This window comes from Nitrospirillum amazonense (assembly GCF_007828035.1).
Taxonomy (GTDB): domain Bacteria; phylum Pseudomonadota; class Alphaproteobacteria; order Azospirillales; family Azospirillaceae; genus Nitrospirillum; species Nitrospirillum amazonense.
This window is the reverse complement of record NZ_VITV01000004.1, coordinates 352,519-376,424: the sequence shown is the minus strand read 5'-3', so window position 1 is coordinate 376,424 and position 23,906 is coordinate 352,519. Positions and strand designations below refer to the sequence as shown.

Below are 23,906 nucleotides of genomic sequence, written 5' to 3'. Positions count from 1 at the left end.
CGACTTGGACTACAGACAATTTTACTTAATTTGATGTCTGTTCCTTGTCTTCGGGCGGTCACGCTTCAGCCAAATGTGTAATGCACCTCGACAATGCCGGGGTCGTCCGGATAGTCGGTCTGCTTGAAGCCCAGGTCGCGGCACATCTGCAGCATGGTGACGTTCTCGCGCAGCACCTCGCCGAACACCTCGCGGATGCCCCGGGTACGGGCATAGTCCAGGATGCGGGTCATCAGCAGATAGCCCAGGCCCTTGCCCTTCATGTCGCTGCGCACCAGCACGGCGTACTCTGCCTTCTCGTTGTCCGGGTCGGCGGTGATGCGCACGGTGCCGAAGATGGCCTCGTCGCCCGGGCGCAGGTCCGACCCCTCGGCCACCGGCGGCGCCGGGTCGGGGGCGATGGCCACCAGGGCCATCTCGCGGTCATAGTCGATCTGGGTCAGGCGGGCGGCCATGGCGCGCGACAGGCGGCGCATGGGCGCGAAGAAGCGCAGGCGGATGTCCTCGATGGCGGTGCGGGCGATCATGTCGTGGATCAGCGGCTCATCCTCCGGCCGGATGGGCCGGATCAGGAATTCACGCCCGTCATGGATTTGGACATGCTGCTCCAGCCGCTTCGGATAGGCGCGGATGGCCAGGCGCACCGCCCCTGGCTCCGGCGGGGGCGCCACGCGGATGCGGGCGTCCAGGGCCATGACGCCGTCCGCCCCAGCGTACAGCGGGTTGATGTCCAGTTCCTGGATTTCGGGGAAGTCGATGACCAGCTGCGACACCTTGTTCAGAGTCAGGGCGATGGCCGTCAGATCGGCCGGCGGGCGGTGGCGATAGCCCTGCAGCAGCTTGTGCACGCGGGTGCGGGCCATCATGTCGCGCGCCAGGTTCATGTTCAGCGGCGGCAGGGCCAGCGCCTTGTCCTGCACTACCTCCACCTCCGTGCCGCCCTGGCCGAAGACCAGCACGGGTCCGAACAGCCGGTCGTCGGTCATGCCCACGATCAGCTCCACCGCCCCCGGCATGTGGGCCATCTGCTGCACGGTGAAGCCCTCGATGCGGGTGCCGGGGGCCGCCGCGCGGATGCGGGCTAGCATGGCCTCCGCCTCCAGCCGCACCTCGTCGGGCGCCAGGTTCAGGGCCACGCCGCCCAGGTCCGACTTATGGGTGATGTCGGGCGACAGGATCTTCAGGGCCAGCCGGCTGTTCCGGCCCGGCATGGCCAGCCGGCGGGCGGCCGCCTCCGCCTCCTCGGGGTCGGCGGCGGTCACCGTCTCCACCACCGGGATGCCATAGGCGCGCAAGACCTGCTTGGCCTCGTACTCCGACAGCCAGGCGCGTCCCTCGGCCAGGGCCTGCTCGATGGGGACGCGGGCCGCCACACCGTCATACACGAACTGGTCCGGCACGGTGGACGGCACCTCCATCAGCTCATCCTGGTTCCGGCGGTAGCGCACCAGGTGCATGAAGGCGCGGATGGCCTCGTCCGGGGTCTGGTAGCTGGGGATGCGGTTGGCGGCGAACAGGCGCCGCGCCTCCACCGCCGCCCCCTCGCCCAGCCAGTTTGCCAGCACGGGGAAGCGCTTCCCGCGCAGGGTCTCGATGACGGCGCGTGCCGTCTCCCCGCTGTCGGCGACGGCGGTGGGGCAGTTCATCACCAGGATGGCGTCGCAGCCCTTCTCCTCCAGCAGCACCGCCAGGGCGTCGGCATAGCGCTTGCCGTTGGCGTCGCCCAACAGGTTGATGGGGTTGCCATGGCTCCAGGTCGGAGGCAGCAGGTTGTCCAGCTTGGCGATGGCCTCGGGCGACAGCTGGGCCAGGCGGCCGCCCTGCTCGATCAGGCTGTCGGCGGCCAGCACGCCCATGCCGCCACCGTTGGTCAGGATGGCCAGGCGGTCGCCCTTGATCTGCACGCCGGTGGCCAGCGTCTCCACCGCGTCGAACAGTTCGCTCAATTCCCCCACGCGCAACATGCCGGCGCGGCGGAAGGCGGCGTCGTAGATGGCGTCGGCCCCGGCCAGCGAGCCGGTGTGGGAACTGGCGGCGCGCGCCGCCTCGTCCGACCGGCCGGCCTTGATGACGATGACCGGCTTGGATCGCGACGCCGCGCGGGCGGCCGACATGAACTTGCGGGCATGCGCGATGGCCTCGACATACAGCAGGATGGCGCGCGTATGCCCGTCCTGGGCCATGAAGTCCAACAGGTCGCCGAAATCGACGTCGGCCATGCCGCCCAGCGACACCAGGTGGGAAAAGCCGATGCCGCGCGGCGTGGCCCAGTCGACGACCGAGGTGACGACGGCGCCGCTCTGCGCCAGCAGGGCGATGTCGCCCCGCAGCGGCGGCACGTGGACGAAGCTGGCGTTCAGGCCGTTGCCCGGCGCCATCACGCCCAGGCAGTTGGGTCCAACAACGCGCAACAGGTGCGGCTTGGCGGCGTCCAGCACCTGTTGCTGCAGGGCCTTGCCCGCCTCCCCCAGCTCGGCGAAGCCGGCGGTGATGACCACGGCGGCCTTGGTGCCGCGCTCCCCCAGCTGGCGGATCAGTTCCGGCACGGTGGAGGGCGGGGTGCAGATGACGGCCAGATCCGGCACCACGGGCAGCGACGCCACGTCGGGATATGTGAGCACCCCCTCGATGGAGCGTTCCTGCGGGTTCACCGGCATGATGGGGCCGTCGAAACCGCCGGCGAACAGGTTGCGGGCCACCACTGCGCCCACGGTATGGGGGCGGCGGCTGGCGCCGATCAGGGCGATGGACGACGGCTTGAACAGGTGGTGCAGGTTGCGGATGGTCATATGGCCTTCCTTCTGTCCTCTGCCGTTCCCCGATGCCGGTTGGGCTTGGGGGCCGACCATAGCAGCGCCCGGTGGCACGGCCATGACATGTCTCAAGCTTTCCGCCAGCCTAGCCGCAACGGCGCCCCCGACCAAGGCTGGTGCGGCACTCCTTGGCGATAGGTCAGGTGGCTTCCCGATTTTGGAAGGGACCGAAAACACGCAGGATCCAAACGTTGCCGGCCGTCTGATTGTTGTCCGTATCAGGTTCGACCCGATACATCACCAAATAGCCCTCCACCGGACGCTCGCGGATGCCAGCGTGATCGCCCACAGGCCATCGGCAGGGAGCGGTCTTCAGTTCCTTGATGGCGGCGCTGATTCGGATAAGCTGGTTCTCGGCTGCGACACCGGCTCCCGGCTGCTGTAGCCAATCGCGGGCAGCCGCCAAATCCCGATTTGCGGCGTAAGTCATGATAAGTTTTCTTCGGGAAGAAGGCACCACGGTGAGGCTGCGGCCTTAGCGGCGTTTCAGCGGCTTTTGTGGTGGTTGAATATCCAGGTCTTCACCTTGGACGAGACGGTCAAGCCAAGCATCCACTTCATCATCCTCGATAAAGCGACCGGTGGCCATATCCTCGAGACCTTCGCGCAGCAGCTCAGCCTCATGCGCGAACTGGCGCTGCGTCGCGCCAGCTTGTGATGTCCGCGATGCCGCTGCCTTGCTGCCAGCCATGGTCATCTCCTTACCGGACTCATATGGCATGTCTTTCCTTGGATACTACCCCAATGCATATCCTCGTGACGAGGTTGCGAATGAGCGCACCAGAAACAGCTGAGCCGTCGGAATTGCTTCCGGCGGCTCAGCAAAAACACGATCGAAGATCGACGTGGAACGCTTACTTCTGGGCGTTGTAGCGCTCCATGGCGTCGCTGATCATCTTGGCGGCCTCGTCGGCGTCGCCCCAGCGGACGATGCGCACCCACTTGCCCTTCTCCAGGTCCTTGTAGTGCTCGAAGAAGTGGGCGATCTGCTCCACCAGGATCTCCGGCAGGTCCTTGTAGCTGCTGACGTTGGTGTAGAAGCTGTGCAGCTTGTCCACCGGCACGGCCAGGATCTTCTCATCCATGCCGGCCTCGTCCTCCATCAGCAGCACGCCGATGGGGCGCGAGCGCAGCACCACGCCCGGAACCACCGGGGTGTTGCTGACCACCAGCACGTCGGCCGGGTCGCCGTCGCCCGACAGGGTGTGGGGCACGAAGCCGTAGTTGGCCGGATAATACATGGCGGTGTGCAGGAAGCGGTCGACGTAGATGGCGCCCGAGTCCTTGTCCACCTCGTACTTCACCGGCTGACCGCCCTGCGGGATCTCGATGACGACGTTGATGTCCCACGGGGCGTTCTTGCCGACCGGGATCTTGCTCATGTCCATGGAAGTTGCCTTTGCGTCACGACAAACGGTTGAACCGTGATGATGGGTTCGGGGCCCGAAGGGGTGCCCGGCGCGGCGCAGTCTATGCGAGTGCACCTGCGAAAAAAAGCGGGCAAAGGATAGCGGCGCCGGATGGGCGCCCATGCGGGAACGCCCATCCGGCGCCGCCATTCCCTTGGAAAGTGGGGGCGCCTAGATGCCAGCCACCAGCTGGCGCAGGTCGGCCTGCGAGCGCGCGCCGTAGTGGCTGATGATCTCGGCCGCGCAAATGGCGCCCATGGCGCCACAGGCGGCCATGTCGCGGCCCCGGGTGTAGCCGTAGAGGAAGCCCGAGGCGAACAGGTCGCCCGCGCCGGTGGTATCCACCACCTTGGCCACCGGGGCGGCCGGCACGGTGACGATCTCATCCGGCGTGACGATGACGGCACCCTTCTCGCTGCGGGTCAGCGCCGCCACGGCCACCTGGCCGCGCACCGCCTGTACCGCCTGATCGAAGTCGGTGCCGTAAAGCGCGGTGATCTCCGCCTCATTGGCGAACAGCACGTCGACATGGCCGGCCACCAGGTCGCGGAAGCTGTCCAGGTGGCGGTTCACGCAGAAGGCGTCGGACAGGGACAGCGACACCTTGCGGCCGGCGCCATGGGCGGCCGACGCCGCCTTCAGGAAGGCTTCCTTGGCGGCCGGCGGATCCCAGAGGTAGCCTTCCATGTAGGTGACCTGGGCCGAGGCGATCAGCGCCTCGTCGATGTCGGCCGGGGTCAGGCGAACGGCGGCGCCCAGATAGGTGTTCATGGTGCGCGCGGCGTCCGGCGTCACCAGGATCAGGCAGCGGCCGGTGGGCGTGCCGTCGTCCAGGTCGGTGGTGACGAAGCGCGAGCCCACCGCCTCGATGTCATGGCGGTAGACCTGGCCCAGCTGGTCGCCCGCCACCTTGCCGATGAAGGCGCCCTTGCCGCCCAGCATGGCGATGCCGGCCATGGTGTTGCCGGCGGAACCGCCCGACATCTCCATGCCCTGGCCCATCTTGGCGTACAGCGCCTCGGCCTCGGCCGTGTCGATCAGGCGCATGCTGTTCTTGTCCAGGCGGTTGTCCGCCAGGAAAACGTCGGTCGTCTGCGTGATCACGTCGACGATCGCGTTGCCGATCCCAACCACATCCAATTCAGCCGTCACTTAAAATCCTCCGGATCGGCAAAAACTTGGGGCCGCAGTATAGAGATAGGGCCGCTTGCGGCAAGCGCGGGGGCATACTACCTAGGATGCTGAGATGATCCGCGCCCTGTTCCGCACCCTTGCCCAGGCCTTCGATCCCGCCCTGCTGCGGGTGATGGCGCGTTCTTTTATCCTGACGCTGCTGTCCTTCATCGTGCTGGGGGTCGCCGTCTCTTGGGGGCTGGACCGCCTGCATCCCACGGGCAAGGCCTGGCTGGATCCCCTGATCACGGTGGCGGGCGCCCTCGGTGTCGTGGCGCTGGCCTGGTACTTCTTCCTGGTTGTGGTGGCGGCCATCGCCGGCATGCTGCTGGAACCCGTGGCCCGCGCTGTAGAGCGTCGGTGGTACCCCACCCTGCCGCCGCCGCGCGACGCCGGTGTGGTGGAAGAGGCCGCCATCGCGCTGCGGTTCACAGCCCTGCTGATCATCGTCAACGTCGCCGTGCTGCCCCTGTGGCTTTTGCCGCCGGTGGGTGCCGTGGCCTATCCGTTGGCCAACGGTTTCTTGCTGGGACGCCAGTATTTCGACCAAGTGGCGGTGCGCCGCATGCCCTCCGACCAGGTGCGCCTACTCCGTCTGCGCTATAGGGGGCGAATTTTTTGCGCGGGCCTCATTATTGCCTTTATTTCCTTGCTGCCTGTTGTGAATCTGTTCGCGCCGGTTCTGGCGACGGCCTTCATGCTCCACCTGTTCGGCGGGTTCCTGCCCACAGGCGGAACGCGAAGTCCGCTGCCGGTCGCACCCCGGGCGAACTCATAAAAAGAACGACCTTCAACGACCGGTCCAGGCCCCGAACGGGCCAGGCTGGCCGCGCGACACGAAGATTTGGGGACAACGCCGATGTTCCGACGTAACCGACCGAACCTGGGCCCCGTTGGCGGCGACCCGGCCAAGCCGGCCGACCTTCGCACGCCTGTTCCGGTGGCTGAGCCCACGCCCCCGGCCTCCCCGGCCGTGGAACCCGTTTCCGAACCGGAGCCCTCGTCCAATCTGGCCGCGGCCAGCAGGGGGCCCTCAGACAAGGGGATCGATATGCAGTTCAAGACGCCGACGCCCGGCCCCACACCGACGCCGGGTCAGCCTTCGCTTGGCCTGGGGAACAGCGGCCTTGGGGGTGGCGGCGGTCTGGGCGCCGGCGCCACGCCGGTGCCGGCCACGCCCGCGACCCCGGCACCGGCCGGCGCGGCCACCGGTGGTTTTCGTAGTGACATTCCCCGTCGTGTCGTGGAAATTCCCGGCACGCCGCCCCGGCGCGTCGCCCCCACCGGTACTGAAGGAAATGCCCCCTTGCCTACCAACGACATGCGCAAACTGATCGTCGGCCGTGAGATTTCCCTGTCCGGTGAAATCGCCGCCTGCGACATCCTGGTGGTGGAAGGCACGGTGGAGGCCAAGCTGCGCGAGGGCCGCGCCATCGAGGTGACCGACAGCGGCCTGTTCAAGGGCTCGGTCGAGATCGACGAGGCCGACATCGGCGGTCGTTTCGAAGGCGATATCTCCGTGCGCGGCACCCTGCGCGTCCGCTCCACCGGCCGCATCCAGGGCAACATCCGCTACGGCGTGCTGGAAGTGGAACAGGGTGGCCTGCTGATCGGCACCATCGAGACGCTGACCGGCGAATCCCGCGCCCGACCGGTAAAGGAAGTCGAGGCCGTGGTGGCTACGGGCACTGAAGAGTAAGCCTCGCCGCCACCTGGTTTTTTACGGGCCAGTCCTTTACGGGACTGGCCCATTTCATTTCCGGAACGACTTAGGCTGTCAGCGCCGTCTTGGCCTCATAGGCGCACAGATCGATGACGCTGCACACGGCGCAATCCGGCTTGCGCGCCTTGCAGATATAGCGGCCGTGCAGGATCAGCCAGTGGTGGGCATGCAGGCGGTAGGCCTTGGGCACCACCTTCACCAGCTTCTCCTCCACCGCCTCCACCGTCTTGCCCGGCGCCAGGCCGGTGCGGTTGGACACGCGGAAGATATGGGTGTCGACGGCGATGGTCGGCTCCCCGAAGGCCACGTTCAGCACCACGTTGGCCGTCTTGCGGCCCACGCCCGGCAGTTCCTCCAGATCCTCACGCTTGCGCGGCACCAGGCCGCCGTGTTTCTCCAGCAGGATTTCCGACAGGCGGATGACGTTGGCGGCCTTGGTCTTGTACAGGCCGATGGTCTTCACATGGTCCCGCACCGTGGCCTCCCCCAGCGCCACCATGGCCGCCGGGTTGTCGGCGATCTTGAACAGCGCCTTGGTCGCCTTGTTCACGCCGACGTCCGTGGCCTGGGCCGAGAGCACCACCGCCACCAGCAGGGTGTAGGGGTTCACATACTCCAGTTCTGTCTTCGGCTCCGGATCCCGCTCCGCCAGCCTGCGGAAAAATTCCTGGATGTTCGCGCGTTTCATGTTCGGGGCCTCAAGCGCCGGCGGGGCATGCGCCCCTTGGCTTATCCTCAGTTTCCAGTCCGCTGACGCTCCCCGGAAACTTCCGGCGGCCGCGGTCGCGGCCTGGGGTAGAGGGGTGCACTACGGGGCATGTGGCCGGCAAATCTACGGGTGGCAAGGCGGGCGGATCAAGGGGCGCACTCCCAAGCCGGGGTGCCGTGGAAGGCGTCGGCCAGGAAGTCGATCAAGGCGCGGACCTTGGCGCTGACATGGCGGCGGCTGGGATAGACGGCCAGGATGTCGATGTCGGGGATGCGATGCTCCGGCAGCACCGGCACCAGGCGGCCGGCGCGCAGGTCGTCGCCAATCAGGAAGGTGGGCTGCCAGATGATGCCCTGTCCCGCCAGGGCGGCCGCGCGGGCGGTATCGCCGTTGTTGGTCACCAGGCGGATGGGAATGCGCACGGTGACGGGCTTGCCCTCCGGGTCCAGCAGCACCCAGTCCTCCGGCACGCCGGTGTAGCTGTAGGCGATGCGCACATGGCTGGCCAGGCAGTCCGGCGTCTTTGGCACGCCGTGGCGGGCCAGGTAGTCGGGCGCCGCGCACAGCACGTTGCGTGAGGTGGCCAGCTTGCGCGCGGCGTAAGTGGGCGACCCGCCGCGCGAGATGCGGATGCCCAGGTCGAAGCCCTCCTCCACCATGTCCACCACCCGGTCGGTCAGGGCGATGTCCAGCAGCACGTCGGGATACTGCGCCATGAAGCGGGGCCACAGCGGCGCCAGATGCCGGATGCCGAAGCTCAGCGGCGCGTTCACCCGCAGCCGCCCCCGGGGCTTCAACGTGGTGGCGGATGCCAGCGCCTCCGCCTCCGCCACCTCTTCCAGGATGGTCTGCGCGCGCTCATACAGCGCCTCGCCCGCCTCGGTCAGCGACAACCGGCGCGAGGTGCGGTTCAGCAGCCGGCTGCCCAGGTAGGTCTCCAGCTCGCTGACATAGCGGGTGACGTTGGCGGGGGAGGTGTTCAGCGCGTCCGCCGCCTTGGCGAAGCCGCCCCGGGCCACCACGGTGGAAAACACCTCGAATGCGCGCAGCCTGTCCATGGGGCAGCCTTGCCATTATTCAGGAAAGATGAATCATAAGCTCACTTTCGCCCCATCGATGCAAGTGCTGCTGAAAGGTAAATCTTTGTCTGTCAGCGGCGCGGTCGTCGCGCCGACCCAGCATCGGAGAGAGAAAATGGCTCGTTTGCAGAACAAGGTCGCCCTCGTTACCGGCGCCAGCTCAGGCATCGGTCGCGCCACCGCCAAGCTGTTCGCGGCGGAGGGCGCGAAGGTCGTGGTCGGTGCCCGCCGCCAGGCGGAACTGGACAGCCTGGTGGCTGAGATCACCGCCGCCGGCGGCCAGGCCGTGGCGCTGGCCGGCGACGTCCAGCATGAGGATTATAACCAGGCCCTGGTGGCCCTGGCGGTGGAACACTTCGGCCGCCTGGACATCGCCTTCAACAACGCCGGTACCCTGGGTGAGGCTGGCCCCAGCACCGGCGTGAGCGAGGCCGGCTGGGCCAACACCCTGGCCGTGAACCTGACCGGCCCCTTCCTGGGTGCCAAGCACCAGATCGGCCAGATGGTGAAGAACGGCGGCGGTTCGGTGGTCTTCACCTCCACTTTCGTTGGCCACACTTTCGCCTTCCCCGGCCTGGCCGCCTACGCCGCCAGCAAGTCCGGCCTGATCGGCCTGACCCAGGCGCTGGCCGCCGAGTTCGGCCCACAGGGCGTGCGTGTCAACGCCGTGCTCCCGGGTGCGGTGGAGACCGAGATGTACCACGCCGCCAACGACACGGCGGAGAAGCGTGACTGGGTGAACAACGCCCACGCCCTGCGCCGCGCGGGCCAGCCGGAAGAACTGGCCCGCGCCGTCCTCTACCTGGCGTCGGACGACTCGTCCTTCGTCACCGGCACGGCCCAGCTGGTGGACGGCGGTATCTCCATCACCCGTAGCTAAGGCGCGCGCACCCCAGCGCGGACAGCATGACCGGGGCCTGACGCCCCGCACGGGGCGGCCTTTACCAGGTGGTGAGGCCGCCCTACTGTTTTGTCCATGATCCATGACGAAACCACCCTGAGGCAGACCTGGCTCAGCGTCATCCTGCGGCCCCACCGCAGCCTGTCGCCGAAGGGGTTCCGCATCCTCATGGGGCTGGTGGCGGCGGTCAGCTTCGGCGTGGGCCTGGTCTTCTTTCTGCGCGGCGCCTGGCCGGTCATCGGTTTCTGCGGCGTGGATGTGCTGGTGATCTACCTGGCCTTCCGCGCCAGCTACCGCTCCGCCCGGCTGTATGAGCGGGTGGAACTGACCGACCAGGCCCTGACGGTGGAGCGGGTGGAACCCCGCCGCCCCAGCCGCAGCTGGTCCTTCATCCCCTATTGGCTGCGCGTCCACATGGACGATCCCGCCCAACACGACAGCCAGGTGGTGCTGACCAGCCACGGCAGGCGTCTGGTGGTGGGCAGTTTCCTCCCCATGGAGGAACGGGTGCAGGTGGCCAGCGTCCTCAACCAAGCCCTGGCGAAACATCGCCAAGGCTTGGTTTAGCGTCCCTCAGGCGCCGGGCGCCAGCATCCGCTGGCTTGGGCTTATCCTCAGTTTCCAGTCCGCTCCGCTGCCCGGAAACCTCCGGCGGCCGCGGTCGCGGCCTTGTCGCTTCGCTCCTTCGCGGTGGGTGGCCTCACCCTTCCGCCAGCATGGTCTCCAGCCAGCGCAACGCCGGTGACTTGTCACCCAGGCGCTGGCGCTCCGTCCGGGCGATGGCGGCGAACAGGCGGCGCTTCAGGCCGGGACCATCCACGCCCGGCGGGCGGCCGGCGGCGTCCAGGACCAGATCCACCAGCCGGTCGGCGGCATGCAGGCGGCCCATCAGATAATCGCTCTCGCGGTGCACGCGGCTGAAGAAGGCGCCGAAGTGGTTGATCTCCCGCCCTTTCAGGGGAATGGCGCCCCCCATGGCCTGGCAGAAGCGGGCGTCGTCCGGGCTGATGCGGTCCACCCGCACCTCCTCCAAATCGTCCAGCTCGCGCCAGCCGCTGATGGAAAAGGTCAGCACGTCCCAAAAGGCGAAGCCGACATAGGCCACGAACAGCTCCCGCCGTGCCGCCACGCCCAGCATGTTCAGACCCATCAGGGCGAAGATCTCGTCCACCTGCTGGTTGATGGCGTTCAGGTCGATGCGCCGTGCCAGATCCCACATCACCTGGTCCACCGCCGCCACGTCCGGCTGGCGGCCCATGGCCAGGGGCTCGACGAAGGGCACGGCCAAGGCCTCGCGCTCGTCCGCGCTAAGGAAGGCGCCGGACTCGTAGACGCGCAGCCGCTCCAGGCAGTCGTAGAGATTGGCCTTGATCTCATCCAGGTCGCGGGCGGCGACGTCGGTGAACTCGTCTTCCTCCAGCCGGGCATACAGTTCGTTCAGGGCGCGGATGACGAAGCGCAGGCGCCGGCCGCGGAAGCCCACGTCGAAGGCCAGCAGGAAGCGCACCCAGGGTGGCGCGTCGCCACCCGGCAGGCCGTCCTCCCGCCGCTCCAGGCTCCAGGTCGTCACCTGGTCGGGGGTGATGCCGGTGGCCCGCGCCCAGGCGTGCAGCGCCTCGGTGGCCTGGCGGGCGGCGGCCGTGCCCGGCTGGTAGCCGCAGCCCACCGCCACCAGCCGGCCCATGGCGTCCAGGACCGAGGTCAGCTTGAGGCGGACGTAGGCCTCATAGGCGAAGCCCGCCTCCTGGGCCGCGCGGCCGTTGGCGATTTCCCGCCAGTCATGGATTTGGGCATAGGTCAGTTCGGCCGGGGGCTCACCCCCCACCACCTCATGCACCAGCTGGGTGATGCCGGGGCGGGCGGCATCGATGACGGAGCGCAGCTGGCGCACCCGGGCGTTGTTACGGTCGATGGACACCAGCTCGTCGCGCACCGGCTCGTTGCGCGGAATGTCCGACAATGCCCCCTTGAGCGTGCGGAAAAAGCCCGGCGTTTCCGCCTTGGCCACCCGTTTCAGGTGGGCGGGGTCGGGGTCGATGTAGATCAGCCGGCGGTCGACCTCGCGATAGGCCGGGCGGCCGGAGATGGCGCGCAGGGCCTCGGCGAAGGGCTTGTTGTTCAGCACGCTGCCGTCGATGAAGCTGATGCGCCCCGGGTCAACGCCGGCGGCGGTGTAGCGGCGGAAGTTGCGCTTCAGGAAGCGTTCCCGCTCCGGCCAGCCCTGCCCCCGCCGGGCCAGCAGCCCGTCCAGCGCCCGCAGGTGCGCCGGCGTGAAGGCGCCGGGGAAGGAGGAGGTGGCGCGGGCGGCGAACACCAGGCCGGGGATGGCGCCCTCGCCGAAATCCGTGTCCACCCGGCCGCCGGGCCAGCGGCGGTAGTGGAACTTCAAAACGTGGCGATGCTCCCGCTCCTCCACCGAAGGCGGGTCGTGCGCGGGGATGCGCTGCAGGAAGCCGTGGAAGTCGGTGACGGTGACGAACAGGGACAGGGACTGCCCCGCCGGCAGCAGCGAGGCATAGGGGCTGACCGGCCGGCCCATGGCGGCGGCCGCGTCCAGCAGCATCTCCATCAGCCGCATGCCGTCGAAGGGAGGCTTGAACCAGCGCGAGCGCACGAACATGGACAGCTTCCAGCGCATCTCGTCATCCGGCGCCAGCCGCATCAGCCGGCCCAGGCCGTAGGCCAGGAAGGGCTTCAGGAACCACTTGCTCCATTTCGTCGCCCGGCCGTCCTCCACCATCAGGTTGGTGACGTCGGCGCCGTCCAGCCACAGCTCGGTCAGGGCGTCCAGGTCCAGGTCGTGGGCCAGGGCGCGGGCCAGCAGCACGCCGTTGATGCCGCCGGCGGACGATCCGGCGATGACGTCGATGACGATGCGCAGGTCGATATGGGCGCCCACCTCCTGCAGCAGGGCGACGTAGACCTCCTCCGTGTCCGGGGTCTGGGCGCCGCCGTCCAGGCTGGCGCCGCTGCTGTAGCCGATGCGGCGGGCCAGGTCGTCCTGCAATGCCTGGTAGCTGCCGGTGTTGCGCAGCCGGGGATCGTGGGTGCCGTGGAAAACGCGCGAGGCGCGGGCCAGCTTCAGCAGTTCCTTGGTGACGCCGTGCATGTACACGGCCAGCGACACCCCGCCGTAGCAGACGAGGGCCATGCGCAATTCTTTTTCCTTCACGGCATGGCATCCGAGGCGGTGGTTTCTCCCGCCCCGACTGTCGCGCCGCGATCCGGGGCGGTCAATTAAGTCTTTGAGACTTTAAGTTTTTGAGGGTGGTGGACGGCGATTGCGCGCCAGCGTTGTGACCAGCACGCCGCCGCCGATCAGCAGGGTGGCGGCCGTCTCCGCCAGGCTGGGCGCCTCGCCCAGCATCAGGGCGCCCAGGCCCAGCGTGACCACGGGGATCAGGGCCGGCAGGGCGGCGGCCCCGGTGGCGCCCAGCAGGACCACGGCGCGGTTGAAGGCCGCCAGGCCCACCAGGGTGGTGAAGCAGCCCTGGTAGATGGCCTGCAACGCGATGTCGGGCATCGCCGCCTGGCCCACGCCCTTGGGCAACACCAGCAGATAGAGCGGCAGGTACAGCAGGGCCGACCCGGTGGCGACGATGGCGGTGGCATGCAGCGGGCCCACGCCGCTGCGCCTGAGGACGATGACGTAGATGGCCCACACCAGCGCCCCGCCCAGGAACAGGGCATGGCCCAGGGCCGCCCCTTCACCCGACCCGCTGAACAGGCTGGGCCCGCCGATCAAGGCGCTGCCGCCCAGGATCAGGCCCACGCCGGCCCAGCCGATGACCGGCAGGCGCTCGCGCAGGAACAGGGCGCCCAGCAGGGCGGTCATGGCCGCCATGGGGCCGGGGGTCAGGGCCGCCGCGTGCGAGGCCGGGGCGTAGCGGGCGCCGGCCGCCAGCATCAGGGCATAGGGCGCCCCCGACCCCGCCACCAGTAGGACCAGGCCGCCCAGGCCCAGCCGGTCGAAGGCCAGGCCCCGGCGGCGCAGGATGGGGACCATCAGGGCGCCGGCGGTGGCGAAGCGCAGGGCCACTAGGTCGAAGGCGTTCAGGCCGGCCTTCACGCCCATGCGGGTGATGACGAAGGACCCCGCCCACACCGCCACCGCCAGCAGCCCCCAGAACGCTCCCCTCAGGCCGGGGTGGGCCCAGCGGCTGGATGGGGCGGAAAGCTCGGCGGCGGCGTCGGTCATTACAGGCCCAGCACGTCGCGCATGGTGTACAGGCCGGGGGCCTTGCCGCCGGCCCAGATCGCGGCCCGCACGGCACCCCGCGCGAAGATGGCGCGGCTGCCGGCCTTGTGCGTCAGCTCGATACGTTCGCCCTCGGCCGCGAAGATGACGGTGTGGTCGCCCACCACATCGCCGCCGCGCAGGGTGGCGAAGCCGATGTGCCCGGCCTCGCGCGCGCCGGTGTGGCCGTCGCGCACCCGGTCGGACACGGCCGCCAGGTCGACGCCGCGACCGGCCGCCGCCGCGCGGCCCAGGCCCAGCGCGGTGCCGGAGGGGGCGTCCACCTTATGGCGGTGGTGCATCTCCACGATCTCGATATCCCAGACATCGGGCCCCAGGGTGCGCGCCACGTCCTCCACCAGGGCCAGCAGCAGGTTCACGCCCAGGCTCATGTTGGGCGCCTGCACCAGGGCGGCCGTCTTGGACGCGGCGTCGATGGCGGCCTGCTGGTCGGGCGCCAGGCCAGTGGTGCCCACCACCAGGGCGGTGCCGTGGCGGCCGGCCAGCGCGGCGTGGACGGCCGTGCCGGCGGGGGTGGTGAAGTCGATGACCGCGTCGCTGGCGGCGAACAGGGCGTCCACATCGCTGGTGGAGACGATGCCGGCGGGGTCCAGCCCCGACAGGGTGCCCAGGTCGCGGCCCAGGTCGGGGTTGCCGGGGCGCATGGTGCCCCCGGACAGCGTGGCGCCGGGGGTGCCCAGCACCTCCCGCATCAGCATGCGGCCCATCCGGCCGCCGCAGCCCACGATCCCGATCCGCATGATGTCATCCCCACCCGCCAGAAATTCCGTGGGGCGGTCTTAACACAGCTTACCCGCCCAGGCACCCCGCCAGGGCATGGGCGTTGGCGCGCATCAGGGTGGCGTAGAGGTCCGGCCCGGCGGGCAGCAGGGCGCCTTCGGGGTCCAGCACGCCGCGCTTGGCCTGGGTTCCGTCGATCAGGGCGCCGATCAGCGCCGTCTCGAACTGTGGCTCGGCGAAGACGCAGGTGGCGCCGGAGGCCTGGATGCGGGCGCGCAGCTGGCTCAGGCGGGCGGCACCCGGCCGCACCTCTGGGTTCAAGGTGATGGCGCCCACGCCGTCCAGACGGTAGCGGGCCTCCAGGTAATGGAAGGCGTCGTGGAAGACGACGAAGGGCTTGGCGCTCACGGGCGCCAGGATGGCGCCGATCTCCGCATCCAAGGCATCCAGGCTGCGCAGCAGGGCGGCCAGGTTGTCGCGATAGCGGGCGGCGTCGGCCGGGTCGCGCTGGATCAGGGCGTCGGCCATGGCGCGGGCCATCGCCTTGGCGTTGGCGGGATCCAGCCAGGCGTGGCCATCGATCTGGTTGTCGGCGGCCCCACCCACGGCGGCGGGCACCAAGTGGGGGTGGCCATCCTGGTGGGACTCGCCATCCGCCCAGGCGCCGGCGCTGCGCAGGGCCAGGGGGCGCAGGCCCGGCGCCTCGATCAGGGTGACGATGTGGGCGCCCCGGGCCAGGCTGGCCAGCGGCTTCACCAGGAAGGGCTCCAAGGTCGGTCCCATCCAGAACACGATGTCGGCCTGGGACAGGGCGCCGGCGTCCGAGGGCTTTAGGCTGAAGCTGTGCGGGCTGGCTGTGCCGTCGACCAACAGCTTGGGTTGGCCGACCCCCTGCATCAACGCCGCCGCCAGGGAATGCACCGGCTTCACGCTCGCCACCACCTTGGGCGCCGTGGGCGCGTCCGCCCGCGACGGGACGGTGAACGCCAGCCACAGCAGGGCGACCAGGGACAGGATGCGGAAGGGGAACATGGAATACCAACCGGGTGATAGGCGCCGGGGACACGAGCGCCCCAACATGCAATGTTATACTATAACATTTGTCAAGTCGGTCCGGATGCCGTAAAGCCGGGGGGCACGCATACCCGTGTCGCAGGCGTCTTGGAACCTGGGACCGGTTCCCCCGCCAGGAAGGGCCCATGCCGTCCGACGCAGAGTTTCCAGAGATGTCGCCCGAGGCGGCGCTTATCAAGACCACCAGCCTGACGGTGCAGTTCGGCCGGCGCACGGTGCTGCAGTCGGTGGACCTGGCGGTGTCGGCTGGCGAGGTCGTGACCCTGGTGGGGCCCAATGGCGCCGGCAAGTCCACCCTGCTGCGCGCTGTGCTGGGGCTGCAGCGGCCCAGCGGCGGCACGGTGTGGCGCAAGCCTGGCCTGCGCATCGGTTATATGCCCCAGCGCCTGGCCGTGGACGCCACCCTGCCCCTGACCGTGCGGCGGCTGCTGGCTCTCTGGGGCCCGGTGACCGACGCGGCGGTGGATGAGACGTTGAGCGAGGTGGGCGCCGCCAGCCTGGCCGACAGCCCGGTGCAGGCCCTGTCGGGCGGGGAGACGCAGCGGGTTATGCTGGCCCGCGCCCTGCTGCGCCGGCCCGACCTGCTGGTGCTGGACGAACCGGCGCAGGCTGTGGACGTGGCCGGCCAGGCCACCCTGTACGCCTTGATCGACGCCATCCGCCGCCGCCACGGCTGTGGCGTGCTGATGGTCAGCCATGATCTAAGCTACGCCATTTCCGGCACCGACCGCCTGATCTGCCTGAACGGCCACGTCTGCTGCGCCGGCCGGCCGGAGGATGTGCGCCGCCATCCCGATTTCCAGGCCCTGTTCGGTATCGATCCGCTGGCCATGCCGGCCTGGCTGTCCGCCGCCGGGCCGCACAGCCATGGCGCCGCCACGCCCGGCTGCCAGCACACGCACGAGCCCGGACCCAAGGACAGGTCCCCCCCCAAGGACCAGCACCCCCATGGATGATTTCCTGTTGCGCGCCCTGGCCGGCGGCGTCGGCGTCGCTTTGGTGGCGGGACCGCTGGGCTGCTTCGTCGTCTGGCGGCGCATGGCCTATTTCGGCGACACCCTGTCCCATGCCGCCCTGCTGGGCATCGCGCTGGGCTTCGTCGCCGGCATCAACCTAATGCTGGCGGTGGCGCTGGTGGGACTGGCGCTGGCCGGCGTGCTGGTGCTGATGCAGCGCCAGCGCAAGCTGGCCACCGATACGCTGCTGGGCCTGCTCAGCCACACCACGCTCAGCCTGGGCCTCATCGCCGTGGCCCTGCTGCAGACGGTGCGGGTGGACCTCATGTCCTATCTGTTCGGCGACATCCTGGCCGTCAGCGGTGGCGACCTGGCCTGGATCTGGGGTGGCGGGGCCGTGGTGCTGGCCCTGCTGGCCTGGCTGTGGCGCCCCTTGCTGGCCATGACGGTGAACGAGGATCTGGCGCGGGTGGAGGGCGTGCCCGTGCTGGCCACGCAGCTGGGCTTCATGATGCTGATGGCCGCCACCATCGCGCTGGCCATGAAGGTGGTGGGCGTGCTGCTGATCACCGCCTTGCTGATCATCCCAGCCGCCTGCGCCCGCCGATTCGCCCGTACGCCGGAAATCATGGCCGGTCTGGCCGCTGCCATCGGCGCGTTGTCGGTCTGCGGCGGCCTGGGCGCCTCCTTCCGCGCCGACCTGCCGGCGGGACCGGCGGTGGTGGTTGCTGCGGCCGCGTTGTTCCTCCTGTCCCAGCTTTTCCCAAGGGGCGGGACCCGTTGAGAAAGTCGCCGGCCACCGCAGGTGGTGCCGTGTTCGCGGTCGCACACCGTTTTAACTAATTTTTAAGCATAATTTTTCTACCCGCGCCGCGTCATTTCGGTCACTATCTAATTAACAGCACGTGAACCGACGCCCACCTGGTGTGTGGCAGACATGACGATGGAGCATGGTTTGGATCGGTTCTCCCCCGCCGGCATGAAGGCCGGTTATGCGCAGGCGTCCGCCGGCTCAATGAGCCAAGGCTTCATCGCCGGGGAACTGCGCCGCGACACCGACCACTCGGCCGCCAGCCGCGTGGCCCGCCTCGCCTGGTTCGAACTGGCCGCCGCCGCCACCCGACGATCCCTGGCCCAGGACTTGGCCGCCGACCTCGGTCTTCCCGATCTGGACAGCGCCGACCTGGACGGCTTTTACCTGGATATGGACGCGCCGCGCACTGCATCCCGGTAAAGGCGTCCCGGTAAGCGATTTATGACCCGGTGTTCGGGCTGGGCGCCGGGGCCGCCGCCGGCGTGAAGCTGGTGGGTGCCGGATCCACGACGGTCACGCCGGTCTTGGTCACCTCCAGTACGGACAGGCCCCGCTCCACCTGGCCGGTGGGCAGCAGGCGGAACACCCCGTCGATGCCGGCGAACCCGTTGGGGTCGGTCAGGTTTTCCCGCACATAGGCCTTGTGGCCCTTGGCCAGCACGGCGGCCAGGGCGGTCGCGTCATAGGCCAGGGTGGCCAGACGCGGCGGGCGCTGGCCGTACACGTCGTTGAACCGCTTCTCGAAACCCTGGCGCGCGTCGGGGGCGGCGCTCGCGTACCAGCCGCCCACCAGGGCCGGCTCGCGTCCAATGCCGGGCTCATCCCACTGGCCGGTGCCCAGGAAGCGCACGGGGCCGGGGTCGATGTCGAAGAAGGGCAACAGGGGCGCCACCTCCTTCAGTCGTTGGCCGCCCTCGGCGATCAGGATGGCCTGGAAGGAAAGATCCTCCACCGCGGGGCCGGGTTTTCCGTCCTTGCTGGCGGTGGCCTCGCGCGCCGCCGCCATCTGGGCGTGGCGCTGATCGAAGTTGGACAGCCGCTTGATGGTGTCGCTGACGTCCTTCTGCGTGGGCTGATAGCGCGCGGCGCGGGTGACGTCGGCGCCCGCCTTGGCGGCGGCGTCGCGCATGGCCTGCTCCACCATGTCGCCGTTGCTGCCCACCGGGGCCAGCAGCGCCAGGCGGGTCAGGCCGCGGCTGGCGGCGTAGCTGACCACGCGGGCCACCTGGTCCTGCGGCTGGAAGCCCAGCACCCAGGTGCCGCCCGCCGGGGCGCGCGTGTCGGCCACCGTCGCGTCGTTGGAAAAGCTCAGCACCGGCACCGTGCCCACCGCCGGCGTCACCGCCTTGGCGTCCACGCCGTAGACCGGGCCGATCAGCAGGGTGGCGCCGGCGGCCAGCGCGTCCTGCGCCGCGGCCACCGATCCCTCTGGCGTGCTCTTGGTGTCGCGGATCAGCAGTTGGAAATGGCTGTCGGCCGTGTCGAACAGCGCCATCTGCGCCGCCTGCTGCATGGCCTCGCCCAGGCTGGCGGCCTTGCCCGACAGGGGCAGCAACAGGGCCACGCGCACCGTCTCATCCGCGGGCACCGTGGCCGGGGCGGGGGCCGCTTCCGTCTGGGCCGGGGCCGCCTCGGGCTGGGGCTGGGCTGCCTGCGGCTGGGGCGCCTGCTGCGGCGCTTGCGCGGCGCGCGGCGGGGCCGTTACCGTGGGCTGGCTGGCGCAGCCCGCCAGCAAGGCCAGCGTCAGCAGCGTCGCTGCGGTCCTGGCCGCCGCCGTCGTGGCGGACATCCCGGCATACTTCATCGCAAACCCACCCGTTGATCCCATGAAACCGCAGCAACCGCCTGTCGACGATATCGTTGCCGGCCCCGTCGACGATGTCGACGCCGGCCCTGTCGATGATGTCGACGTCGGCAACGATCCATACGATGACGTTCCGTCGGACGGGGACATCCCGCCGGACGGGGACGGGGCAGAGCCTAGCGGCAGCGCCCTCGCGCGTAAACCGCCGCCTGGCCTGCATGTCGTCGCCACCCCCATCGGCAACGCCGGCGACATCACCCTGCGCGCGCTGGAAACGCTGAAGGGCGTCGATGCCATCGCCTGCGAGGACACCCGTGTGACGGCCAAGCTGATGGCCCGGTACCAGGTGCGCAAGCCCCTGCTGCCCTATCACGAGCACAACGCCGCCCGCATGCGGCCCCAGCTGCTGGCCCGCATCGCGGCGGGCGAGGCCATCGCCCTGGTGTCCGACGCCGGCACGCCGCTGATCTCCGACCCCGGCTACAAGCTGGTGCGCGAGGCGCGCGACCAGGGCCTTTACGTCACCCATCTGCCGGGTGCCAGCGCCACCCTGACCGCCCTGGTGCTGGCGGGGCTGCCCTCCGACCGCTTCCTGTTCGCGGGCTTCCTGCCCAACAAGACCGGCGCCCGCCGGGCCGCGCTGGAGGAACTGGCGCCGGTGCGCGTCACCCTGGTGCTGTTCGAGTCGGCCCAGCGCCTGGCCGATCTGCTGGCCGACGCCGCCCAGGTGCTGGGCGGGCGCGAGGTGGCGGTGGCGCGCGAACTGACCAAGCTGTTCGAGGAGGTGCGGCGCGGCACCCTGCCTGGGCTCGCCGCCCACTATGCCGAGAACGGCCCGCCCAAGGGCGAGGTGGTGGTGGTCATTGGCCCGCCGCTTGACGCCGCCGGCGAAGAGGTCGATATCGACGGCCTGCTGCGCGCCGCCCTGCGCACCCTCAGCGTCCGCGACGCCGCCGCCACGGTGGCGGAGGCCAGCGGCGCCCCCCGCAAGCAGGTCTACCAACGGGCGCTCGAGATTTCGAAAGATGACGCGGGCTGAGCGGCTGGCAAGAAAGACGCTGAAGGGCCGCTCCGGCGAGCGCCTGGGCCGCTGGGCGGAGGCGTGGTGCCGCCTGGCCCTGCGGCTGAAGGGCTACCGCGTGCTGGCCAGCCGCTGCCGCACCCCGGCGGGGGAGATCGACATCGTGGCGGCCAGGGGCGAGCTGCTGGCCATCGTCGAGGTCAAGGCGCGTCCGACGGAGGACTTGGGCCACCTGGCCGTCAGCCTGGCGCAATGGCGCCGGCTGGAACGGGCCGCCGGCCTCTACGTCGCCGCCCGGCCCCGGCTGGCGCGCCACGCCATCCGCTTCGACCTCATGATCGTCCGGCCCCGGCGCTGGCCGCTGCATCAGCCGGATGCCTGGCGGCCCTCCTGACGGCGCGTTCCATACCGGGTCATTGAAGGGTCCGGCGGCATTGGTGGTCGACACCGGCCCCGGCGATGCGCTATCTCCCCAAAAGCCTGGCTCCCCAAAGCCCGGCGCCGCAGGGCCGATGCCGGAGGGAGCATCCAATCCGTGACCAGCCAGGGGTCCCAGAATCGCAGCACCCGCGCCGGCAAGGGCCAGGCGCACGCCCGCGCGCTGCTGCGCGCCGTGGGCCAGATGCGTGATGAGGATATCGACCTGGCGGAAACTGCCCTGGCGCTGGCGACCCTGTCCAGCGGCGACACCGCCCTGGCGCCTTACCGCCGGCATCTCACCGCTCTCTCGGCCGCCGTGGCCAGGCTGACGGCCGGCCGCGCGCCGGAGGCGCTGACCCTGGACGAGTGCCTGGACGCGCTGCGCGGCGCCCTGGTGGACCGCATGGGTTATGAGGGCGACAGCGCCACCTATGAGGATTTGCAGAACGCCAACCTGGCGCGGGTCATCGATCGGCGCCGGGGCCTGCCGGTGGCGTTGGGCATCCTTTACATGCATGCCGCCCGCGCCCAGGGCTGGCACATGGTGGGCCTGAATTTCCCCGGCCATTTCCTCATCCGCCTCGATCACGGTGGCGACCGCGCCATCATCGATCCCTTCGGCGGCGGCCGGGTGTTGAGCGTGGTGGACCTGCGCGACCTGATCAAGCAGACCTCGGGCGCCGCGGCGGAACTGGAACCGGACCACTACGCCCCCGTGGGCAACCGTGATGTCCTCCTGCGCCTGCATAACAATGTGAAGCTGCTGCACATGCGCGGCGAACGGCCCGATTTGGCGGCCGAGGCGGTGGAGGCCATGCTGTTGATGGCCCCGGGCCAAGTGGCCCTGTGGCGCGAATCTGGCCTGTTGCAGGCCCAGCTGGGCCATATCACCACCGCCATCTCGGCGTTCGAGACCTTCCTGGACTTGGGAACCCGCGCCGGCACCTCCGCCCAGTTGCTGGACCAGGCGGCCACCTTGGTGCAGCATTTGCGCAATCGCCTGAATTGAGCCGACCTTTATTCACCCCCCGTGTGATTGGCGCCGCAGCCGGGCCGATCCATGCGGGAGACAATCCTATCCTTTGCCAGCCAAGCACCGCCGGACCGCCGGGGTGGGGGAGATGAGAATGAGCCTGTCCGTTGCCATTCAGATGGACCCGATGCACTCCATCAACATCGATACCGACAGCACCTTCATGATGGCGCTGGAGGCGCAGCGGCGGGGGCACACCCTCTATCACTACCTGCCCCAGGATCTGGCCTTCCGCCACAGCCGCCTGGTGGCCACCGCCCGGCCCCTGCAGGTGCGGCGGGAACGGGGCAACCACCACACCTTCGGCCCGGCCGAGACGCTGGATCTGGCCAGCGTCGACGTGGTGCTGATGCGCCAGGACCCGCCCTTCGACATGGCCTACATCACGGCCACCCACCTGCTGGAACACGTCCATCCCAAGACCCTGGTGGTGAACGACCCAGCCTCCGTCCGCAACGCGCCGGAAAAGCTGTTCGTCACCCACTTCCCGGACCTGATGCCGCCCACGCTGATCACCAGCGCCAAGGACGAGGTCCTGGCCTTCCGTCGCGAATACAGGGACATCATCGTGAAGCCGTTGTTCGGCAACGGCGGGTCGGGCGTCTTCCATGTGAAGCCGGATGACGAGAACCTGGGCGCCCTGCTGGAGACCTTCACCCAGCTCTATCGCGAGCCCGTCATCGTGCAGAAGTACCTGCCGGAAATCCGCCAGGGCGACAAACGCATCCTGCTGGTGGATGGCGAGCCGGTGGGCGCCGTCAGCCGCCTGCCGCAGGAGGGCGAGGCGCGCGCCAACTTCCACGCCGGCGGCAGCGCCGCCAAGACCGACCTGACCCAGCGCGAACGCGAAATCTGCGCCACCATCGGCGGGGTGCTGCGCGACAAGGGCCTGGTGTTCGTGGGCATCGACGTCATCGGCGACTACCTGACCGAGATCAACGTGACCAGCCCCACCGGCATCCAGGAGATCAACCGTCTGAACGGCGGCGCCATCGAGTCCACTCTGTGGGACGCCATCGAGCGGCGGTACGCCGCGTCACGGTGAAGCCATGGGGCCCAGGGTGGCTCGGGCGGCGGGTGGCTCGGCGGCGTTGGTGTGACATTTCCGCCGCTGGAAACGCCAGGTGCAGCCCACTGCGGAAATAGGGGTCGGGGGACCGTTGAAATCAGGTCACACCGTCTACTTATTATCACCCTGTCCGAACGATTTGGCGGGCTTTCCGGGATGCGGGTCGCCCAGGGCCATGATACGCTTCGTGATACTTGCATGAACCAGAGGGCGCCGGTGGCACGGCATCGGCGTCCGGTCGATGAGGCGGTCGATGGCTGGCGCGGACGATCTCGGCGGGGAGGATAGCCCCAAGCGGGCACCCAGGGCTTCCAGGGGCTCGGGCCCCGATGGGGCGCCGGGCGGCAATGTCGTCAATGCCGAACGGTTGCGTCGCCAGGGCGACCGTATCCGTGAGATCGAACGCCTCATGTGGGGCGCCCGCGCTTTCGCCGAAGGCGACGATCCGGATAACCGGACGGACTGACCCGTCCCTTACGTTTACGTCCCCGGCTGGCTGCCGTGGCGCCAGCGGACCATGGTGCGCCTGGCCTTGCGTCGCTCCGGCAGGGTGGCCAGCACCGCGCGCCGCTGGTCCGGCGTCATCCCGCCCCACAAGGTGATCTCTTCCAAGGTGCGCTGGCAACCGGCGCACAAGCCGTTGCGCGCGTCGATGCGGCAGACCCGGGTGCAGGGGCTGGCCACGTAATCGTCCGGATCGGGAACCCTGGGATCGGGGCCGGTGGAGGGGATGGGGCTATCGGTCACGGTGTCGGCGCCGGTCGGTTGCGGGAATGTCAGATATAGCGGCGGCGGACGTATCGTGTCGCCCTTTCCCATGGCCGCCTTTCCTACGCCATCCTACACTTTCTGACAGGATGTTAACCCGCCGTTGTATCTTTGGGGTTAGGAATAGGGTTATCCTGCGCGCTTGCGAAGCCGCCGGGGGCG

Annotated in this window: 25 protein-coding genes; 12 read left to right on the top strand and 13 right to left on the bottom strand. The window is 69.2% G+C overall.

The window, feature by feature from the left end; translation table 11 throughout:
• Positions 1–65: 65 nt before the first annotated feature.
• From FBZ87_RS13260 to FBZ87_RS13240, 5 genes are all read right to left on the bottom strand, one after another.
• Positions 66–2,789 (bottom strand): bifunctional acetate--CoA ligase family protein/GNAT family N-acetyltransferase, encoded by a 2,724-nt coding sequence (locus tag FBZ87_RS13260; RefSeq protein ID WP_145610779.1) that lies wholly within the window; start codon positions 2,787–2,789, stop codon positions 66–68.
• A gap of 163 nt (positions 2,790–2,952) precedes the next feature.
• The gene (locus tag FBZ87_RS13255) at positions 2,953–3,243 is read right to left on the bottom strand and encodes a type II toxin-antitoxin system RelE/ParE family toxin (protein ID WP_145610778.1); all 291 of its coding nucleotides are present in this window, start codon (positions 3,241–3,243) and stop codon (positions 2,953–2,955) included.
• 45 nt (positions 3,244–3,288) lie between these two features.
• On the bottom strand, positions 3,289–3,504 hold the full coding sequence (locus FBZ87_RS13250) for a hypothetical protein (protein ID WP_145610777.1): 216 nt from the start codon (positions 3,502–3,504) through the stop codon (positions 3,289–3,291).
• 163 nt (positions 3,505–3,667) lie between these two features.
• The gene (gene ppa / locus FBZ87_RS13245; RefSeq protein ID WP_004271346.1) at positions 3,668–4,201 is read right to left on the bottom strand and encodes an inorganic diphosphatase; all 534 of its coding nucleotides are present in this window, start codon (positions 4,199–4,201) and stop codon (positions 3,668–3,670) included.
• A gap of 192 nt (positions 4,202–4,393) precedes the next feature.
• Positions 4,394–5,374 carry an adenosine kinase gene (locus FBZ87_RS13240; protein ID WP_145610776.1) on the bottom strand — a complete coding sequence of 327 codons (981 nt, stop codon included), beginning with the start codon at positions 5,372–5,374 and terminating at the stop codon, positions 4,394–4,396.
• A 94-nt stretch (positions 5,375–5,468) separates the two neighbouring features.
• Between FBZ87_RS13240 and FBZ87_RS13235 the strand changes: the two genes are divergently transcribed.
• Together FBZ87_RS13235 and FBZ87_RS13230 are read left to right on the top strand one after the other, a co-directional pair.
• Positions 5,469–6,173 carry an EI24 domain-containing protein gene (locus FBZ87_RS13235; RefSeq protein ID WP_145610775.1) on the top strand — a complete coding sequence of 235 codons (705 nt, stop codon included), beginning with the start codon at positions 5,469–5,471 and terminating at the stop codon, positions 6,171–6,173.
• An 81-nt stretch (positions 6,174–6,254) separates the two neighbouring features.
• Complete coding sequence (locus FBZ87_RS13230; RefSeq protein ID WP_246134387.1) at positions 6,255–7,094, top strand: bactofilin family protein; 840 nt, start codon at positions 6,255–6,257, stop codon at positions 7,092–7,094.
• A gap of 70 nt (positions 7,095–7,164) precedes the next feature.
• Here the strand turns inward: FBZ87_RS13230 and nth are convergent, their stop codons facing one another.
• Positions 7,165–7,806 (bottom strand): endonuclease III, encoded by a 642-nt coding sequence (gene nth, locus FBZ87_RS13225; protein WP_145610774.1) that lies wholly within the window; start codon positions 7,804–7,806, stop codon positions 7,165–7,167.
• A 167-nt stretch (positions 7,807–7,973) separates the two neighbouring features.
• Positions 7,974–8,885, bottom strand: a complete 912-nt coding sequence (locus FBZ87_RS13220; protein ID WP_145610773.1) for a LysR family transcriptional regulator — start codon at positions 8,883–8,885, stop codon at positions 7,974–7,976.
• 136 nt (positions 8,886–9,021) lie between these two features.
• On the opposite strand from FBZ87_RS13220, the gene FBZ87_RS13215 reads away from it, so the two are divergent.
• On the top strand, positions 9,022–9,786 hold the full coding sequence (locus tag FBZ87_RS13215; protein ID WP_145610772.1) for an SDR family oxidoreductase: 765 nt from the start codon (positions 9,022–9,024) through the stop codon (positions 9,784–9,786).
• Between the two features lie 96 nt (positions 9,787–9,882).
• Complete coding sequence (locus FBZ87_RS13210; protein ID WP_145610771.1) at positions 9,883–10,374, top strand: DUF2244 domain-containing protein; 492 nt, start codon at positions 9,883–9,885, stop codon at positions 10,372–10,374.
• 133 nt (positions 10,375–10,507) lie between these two features.
• On the opposite strand, the gene FBZ87_RS13205 is transcribed toward FBZ87_RS13210, so the two are convergent.
• From FBZ87_RS13205 to FBZ87_RS13190, 4 genes are all read right to left on the bottom strand, one after another.
• Positions 10,508–12,958 (bottom strand): patatin-like protein, encoded by a 2,451-nt coding sequence (locus FBZ87_RS13205; RefSeq protein WP_145610770.1) that lies wholly within the window; start codon positions 12,956–12,958, stop codon positions 10,508–10,510.
• A 102-nt stretch (positions 12,959–13,060) separates the two neighbouring features.
• On the bottom strand, positions 13,061–14,005 hold the full coding sequence (locus tag FBZ87_RS13200; protein ID WP_145610769.1) for a DMT family transporter: 945 nt from the start codon (positions 14,003–14,005) through the stop codon (positions 13,061–13,063).
• Entirely contained in the window at positions 14,005–14,805 is an 801-nt protein-coding gene (gene dapB / locus FBZ87_RS13195; protein WP_145610768.1) for a 4-hydroxy-tetrahydrodipicolinate reductase, read from the bottom strand. The genes FBZ87_RS13200 and dapB overlap by 1 nt, the downstream gene beginning before the upstream one ends.
• Positions 14,806–14,854: 49 nt before the next feature.
• Complete coding sequence (locus tag FBZ87_RS13190; protein ID WP_145610767.1) at positions 14,855–15,817, bottom strand: zinc ABC transporter substrate-binding protein; 963 nt, start codon at positions 15,815–15,817, stop codon at positions 14,855–14,857.
• 167 nt (positions 15,818–15,984) lie between these two features.
• Here FBZ87_RS13190 and FBZ87_RS13185 point away from each other — a divergent pair, with 167 nt between their 5' ends.
• The 3 genes from FBZ87_RS13185 (at position 15,985) to FBZ87_RS13175 (ending at position 18,049) form a co-directional block, all read left to right on the top strand.
• On the top strand, positions 15,985–16,815 hold the full coding sequence (locus FBZ87_RS13185; protein WP_211106939.1) for an ATP-binding cassette domain-containing protein: 831 nt from the start codon (positions 15,985–15,987) through the stop codon (positions 16,813–16,815).
• Positions 16,808–17,599 carry a zinc ABC transporter permease subunit ZnuB gene (znuB, locus tag FBZ87_RS13180; protein WP_088870477.1) on the top strand — a complete coding sequence of 264 codons (792 nt, stop codon included), beginning with the start codon at positions 16,808–16,810 and terminating at the stop codon, positions 17,597–17,599. Before FBZ87_RS13185 ends, znuB begins: the two co-directional genes overlap by 8 nt.
• 153 nt (positions 17,600–17,752) lie before the next feature.
• The gene (locus tag FBZ87_RS13175) at positions 17,753–18,049 is read left to right on the top strand and encodes a hypothetical protein (protein ID WP_145610766.1); all 297 of its coding nucleotides are present in this window, start codon (positions 17,753–17,755) and stop codon (positions 18,047–18,049) included.
• Positions 18,050–18,068: 19 nt separating this feature from the next.
• On the opposite strand, the gene FBZ87_RS13170 is transcribed toward FBZ87_RS13175, so the two are convergent.
• The gene (locus tag FBZ87_RS13170; RefSeq protein ID WP_145610765.1) at positions 18,069–19,418 is read right to left on the bottom strand and encodes a penicillin-binding protein activator; all 1,350 of its coding nucleotides are present in this window, start codon (positions 19,416–19,418) and stop codon (positions 18,069–18,071) included.
• A 37-nt stretch (positions 19,419–19,455) separates the two neighbouring features.
• Between FBZ87_RS13170 and rsmI the strand changes: the two genes are divergently transcribed.
• From rsmI to FBZ87_RS13145, 5 genes are all read left to right on the top strand, one after another.
• Positions 19,456–20,472 (top strand): 16S rRNA (cytidine(1402)-2'-O)-methyltransferase, encoded by a 1,017-nt coding sequence (rsmI, locus tag FBZ87_RS13165; protein WP_145610764.1) that lies wholly within the window; start codon positions 19,456–19,458, stop codon positions 20,470–20,472.
• The gene (locus FBZ87_RS13160; protein WP_145610763.1) at positions 20,459–20,848 is read left to right on the top strand and encodes a YraN family protein; all 390 of its coding nucleotides are present in this window, start codon (positions 20,459–20,461) and stop codon (positions 20,846–20,848) included. Before rsmI ends, FBZ87_RS13160 begins: the two co-directional genes overlap by 14 nt.
• A 141-nt stretch (positions 20,849–20,989) precedes the next feature.
• Positions 20,990–21,883, top strand: coding sequence for a SirB1 family protein (locus FBZ87_RS13155; RefSeq protein WP_246134386.1), 894 nt, complete (start codon positions 20,990–20,992; stop codon positions 21,881–21,883).
• Between the two features lie 118 nt (positions 21,884–22,001).
• Entirely contained in the window at positions 22,002–22,952 is a 951-nt protein-coding gene (gene gshB, locus FBZ87_RS13150; RefSeq protein ID WP_145610762.1) for a glutathione synthase, read from the top strand.
• A gap of 277 nt (positions 22,953–23,229) precedes the next feature.
• On the top strand, positions 23,230–23,442 hold the full coding sequence (locus FBZ87_RS13145; RefSeq protein WP_040848069.1) for a hypothetical protein: 213 nt from the start codon (positions 23,230–23,232) through the stop codon (positions 23,440–23,442).
• 14 nt (positions 23,443–23,456) lie between these two features.
• Here the strand turns inward: FBZ87_RS13145 and FBZ87_RS13140 are convergent, their stop codons facing one another.
• A complete protein-coding gene (locus FBZ87_RS13140; RefSeq protein WP_145610761.1) occupies positions 23,457–23,795 on the bottom strand; it encodes a DUF1289 domain-containing protein in 339 nt (112 codons plus the stop codon).
• Between the last annotated feature and the right edge of the window lie 111 nt (positions 23,796–23,906).

Bases quoted from the DNA above. Each gene is read 5' to 3' on its own strand.
- FBZ87_RS13170 (WP_145610765.1), bottom strand. From the start codon at position 19,418: ATGTCCGCCACGACGGCGGCGGCCAGGACCGCAGCGACGCTGCTGACG.
- rsmI (WP_145610764.1), top strand. From the start codon at position 19,456: ATGAAACCGCAGCAACCGCCTGTCGACGATATCGTTGCCGGCCCCGTC.
- FBZ87_RS13260 (WP_145610779.1), bottom strand. From the start codon at position 2,789: ATGACCATCCGCAACCTGCACCACCTGTTCAAGCCGTCGTCCATCGCC.
- FBZ87_RS13220 (WP_145610773.1), bottom strand. From the start codon at position 8,885: ATGGACAGGCTGCGCGCATTCGAGGTGTTTTCCACCGTGGTGGCCCGG.
- FBZ87_RS13145 (WP_040848069.1), top strand. From the start codon at position 23,230: ATGGCTGGCGCGGACGATCTCGGCGGGGAGGATAGCCCCAAGCGGGCA.
- FBZ87_RS13205 (WP_145610770.1), bottom strand. From the start codon at position 12,958: ATGGCCCTCGTCTGCTACGGCGGGGTGTCGCTGGCCGTGTACATGCAC.
- FBZ87_RS13255 (WP_145610778.1), bottom strand. From the start codon at position 3,243: ATGACTTACGCCGCAAATCGGGATTTGGCGGCTGCCCGCGATTGGCTA.
- FBZ87_RS13210 (WP_145610771.1), top strand. From the start codon at position 9,883: ATGATCCATGACGAAACCACCCTGAGGCAGACCTGGCTCAGCGTCATC.
- FBZ87_RS13250 (WP_145610777.1), bottom strand. From the start codon at position 3,504: ATGGCTGGCAGCAAGGCAGCGGCATCGCGGACATCACAAGCTGGCGCG.
- FBZ87_RS13215 (WP_145610772.1), top strand. From the start codon at position 9,022: ATGGCTCGTTTGCAGAACAAGGTCGCCCTCGTTACCGGCGCCAGCTCA.
- FBZ87_RS13185 (WP_211106939.1), top strand. From the start codon at position 15,985: ATGCCGTCCGACGCAGAGTTTCCAGAGATGTCGCCCGAGGCGGCGCTT.
- FBZ87_RS13190 (WP_145610767.1), bottom strand. From the start codon at position 15,817: ATGTTCCCCTTCCGCATCCTGTCCCTGGTCGCCCTGCTGTGGCTGGCG.
- FBZ87_RS13200 (WP_145610769.1), bottom strand. From the start codon at position 14,005: ATGACCGACGCCGCCGCCGAGCTTTCCGCCCCATCCAGCCGCTGGGCC.
- ppa (WP_004271346.1), bottom strand. From the start codon at position 4,201: ATGGACATGAGCAAGATCCCGGTCGGCAAGAACGCCCCGTGGGACATC.
- FBZ87_RS13140 (WP_145610761.1), bottom strand. From the start codon at position 23,795: ATGGGAAAGGGCGACACGATACGTCCGCCGCCGCTATATCTGACATTC.
- znuB (WP_088870477.1), top strand. From the start codon at position 16,808: ATGGATGATTTCCTGTTGCGCGCCCTGGCCGGCGGCGTCGGCGTCGCT.
- FBZ87_RS13160 (WP_145610763.1), top strand. From the start codon at position 20,459: ATGACGCGGGCTGAGCGGCTGGCAAGAAAGACGCTGAAGGGCCGCTCC.
- nth (WP_145610774.1), bottom strand. From the start codon at position 7,806: ATGAAACGCGCGAACATCCAGGAATTTTTCCGCAGGCTGGCGGAGCGG.
- gshB (WP_145610762.1), top strand. From the start codon at position 22,002: ATGAGCCTGTCCGTTGCCATTCAGATGGACCCGATGCACTCCATCAAC.
- FBZ87_RS13235 (WP_145610775.1), top strand. From the start codon at position 5,469: ATGATCCGCGCCCTGTTCCGCACCCTTGCCCAGGCCTTCGATCCCGCC.
- FBZ87_RS13230 (WP_246134387.1), top strand. From the start codon at position 6,255: ATGTTCCGACGTAACCGACCGAACCTGGGCCCCGTTGGCGGCGACCCG.
- FBZ87_RS13175 (WP_145610766.1), top strand. From the start codon at position 17,753: ATGACGATGGAGCATGGTTTGGATCGGTTCTCCCCCGCCGGCATGAAG.
- dapB (WP_145610768.1), bottom strand. From the start codon at position 14,805: ATGCGGATCGGGATCGTGGGCTGCGGCGGCCGGATGGGCCGCATGCTG.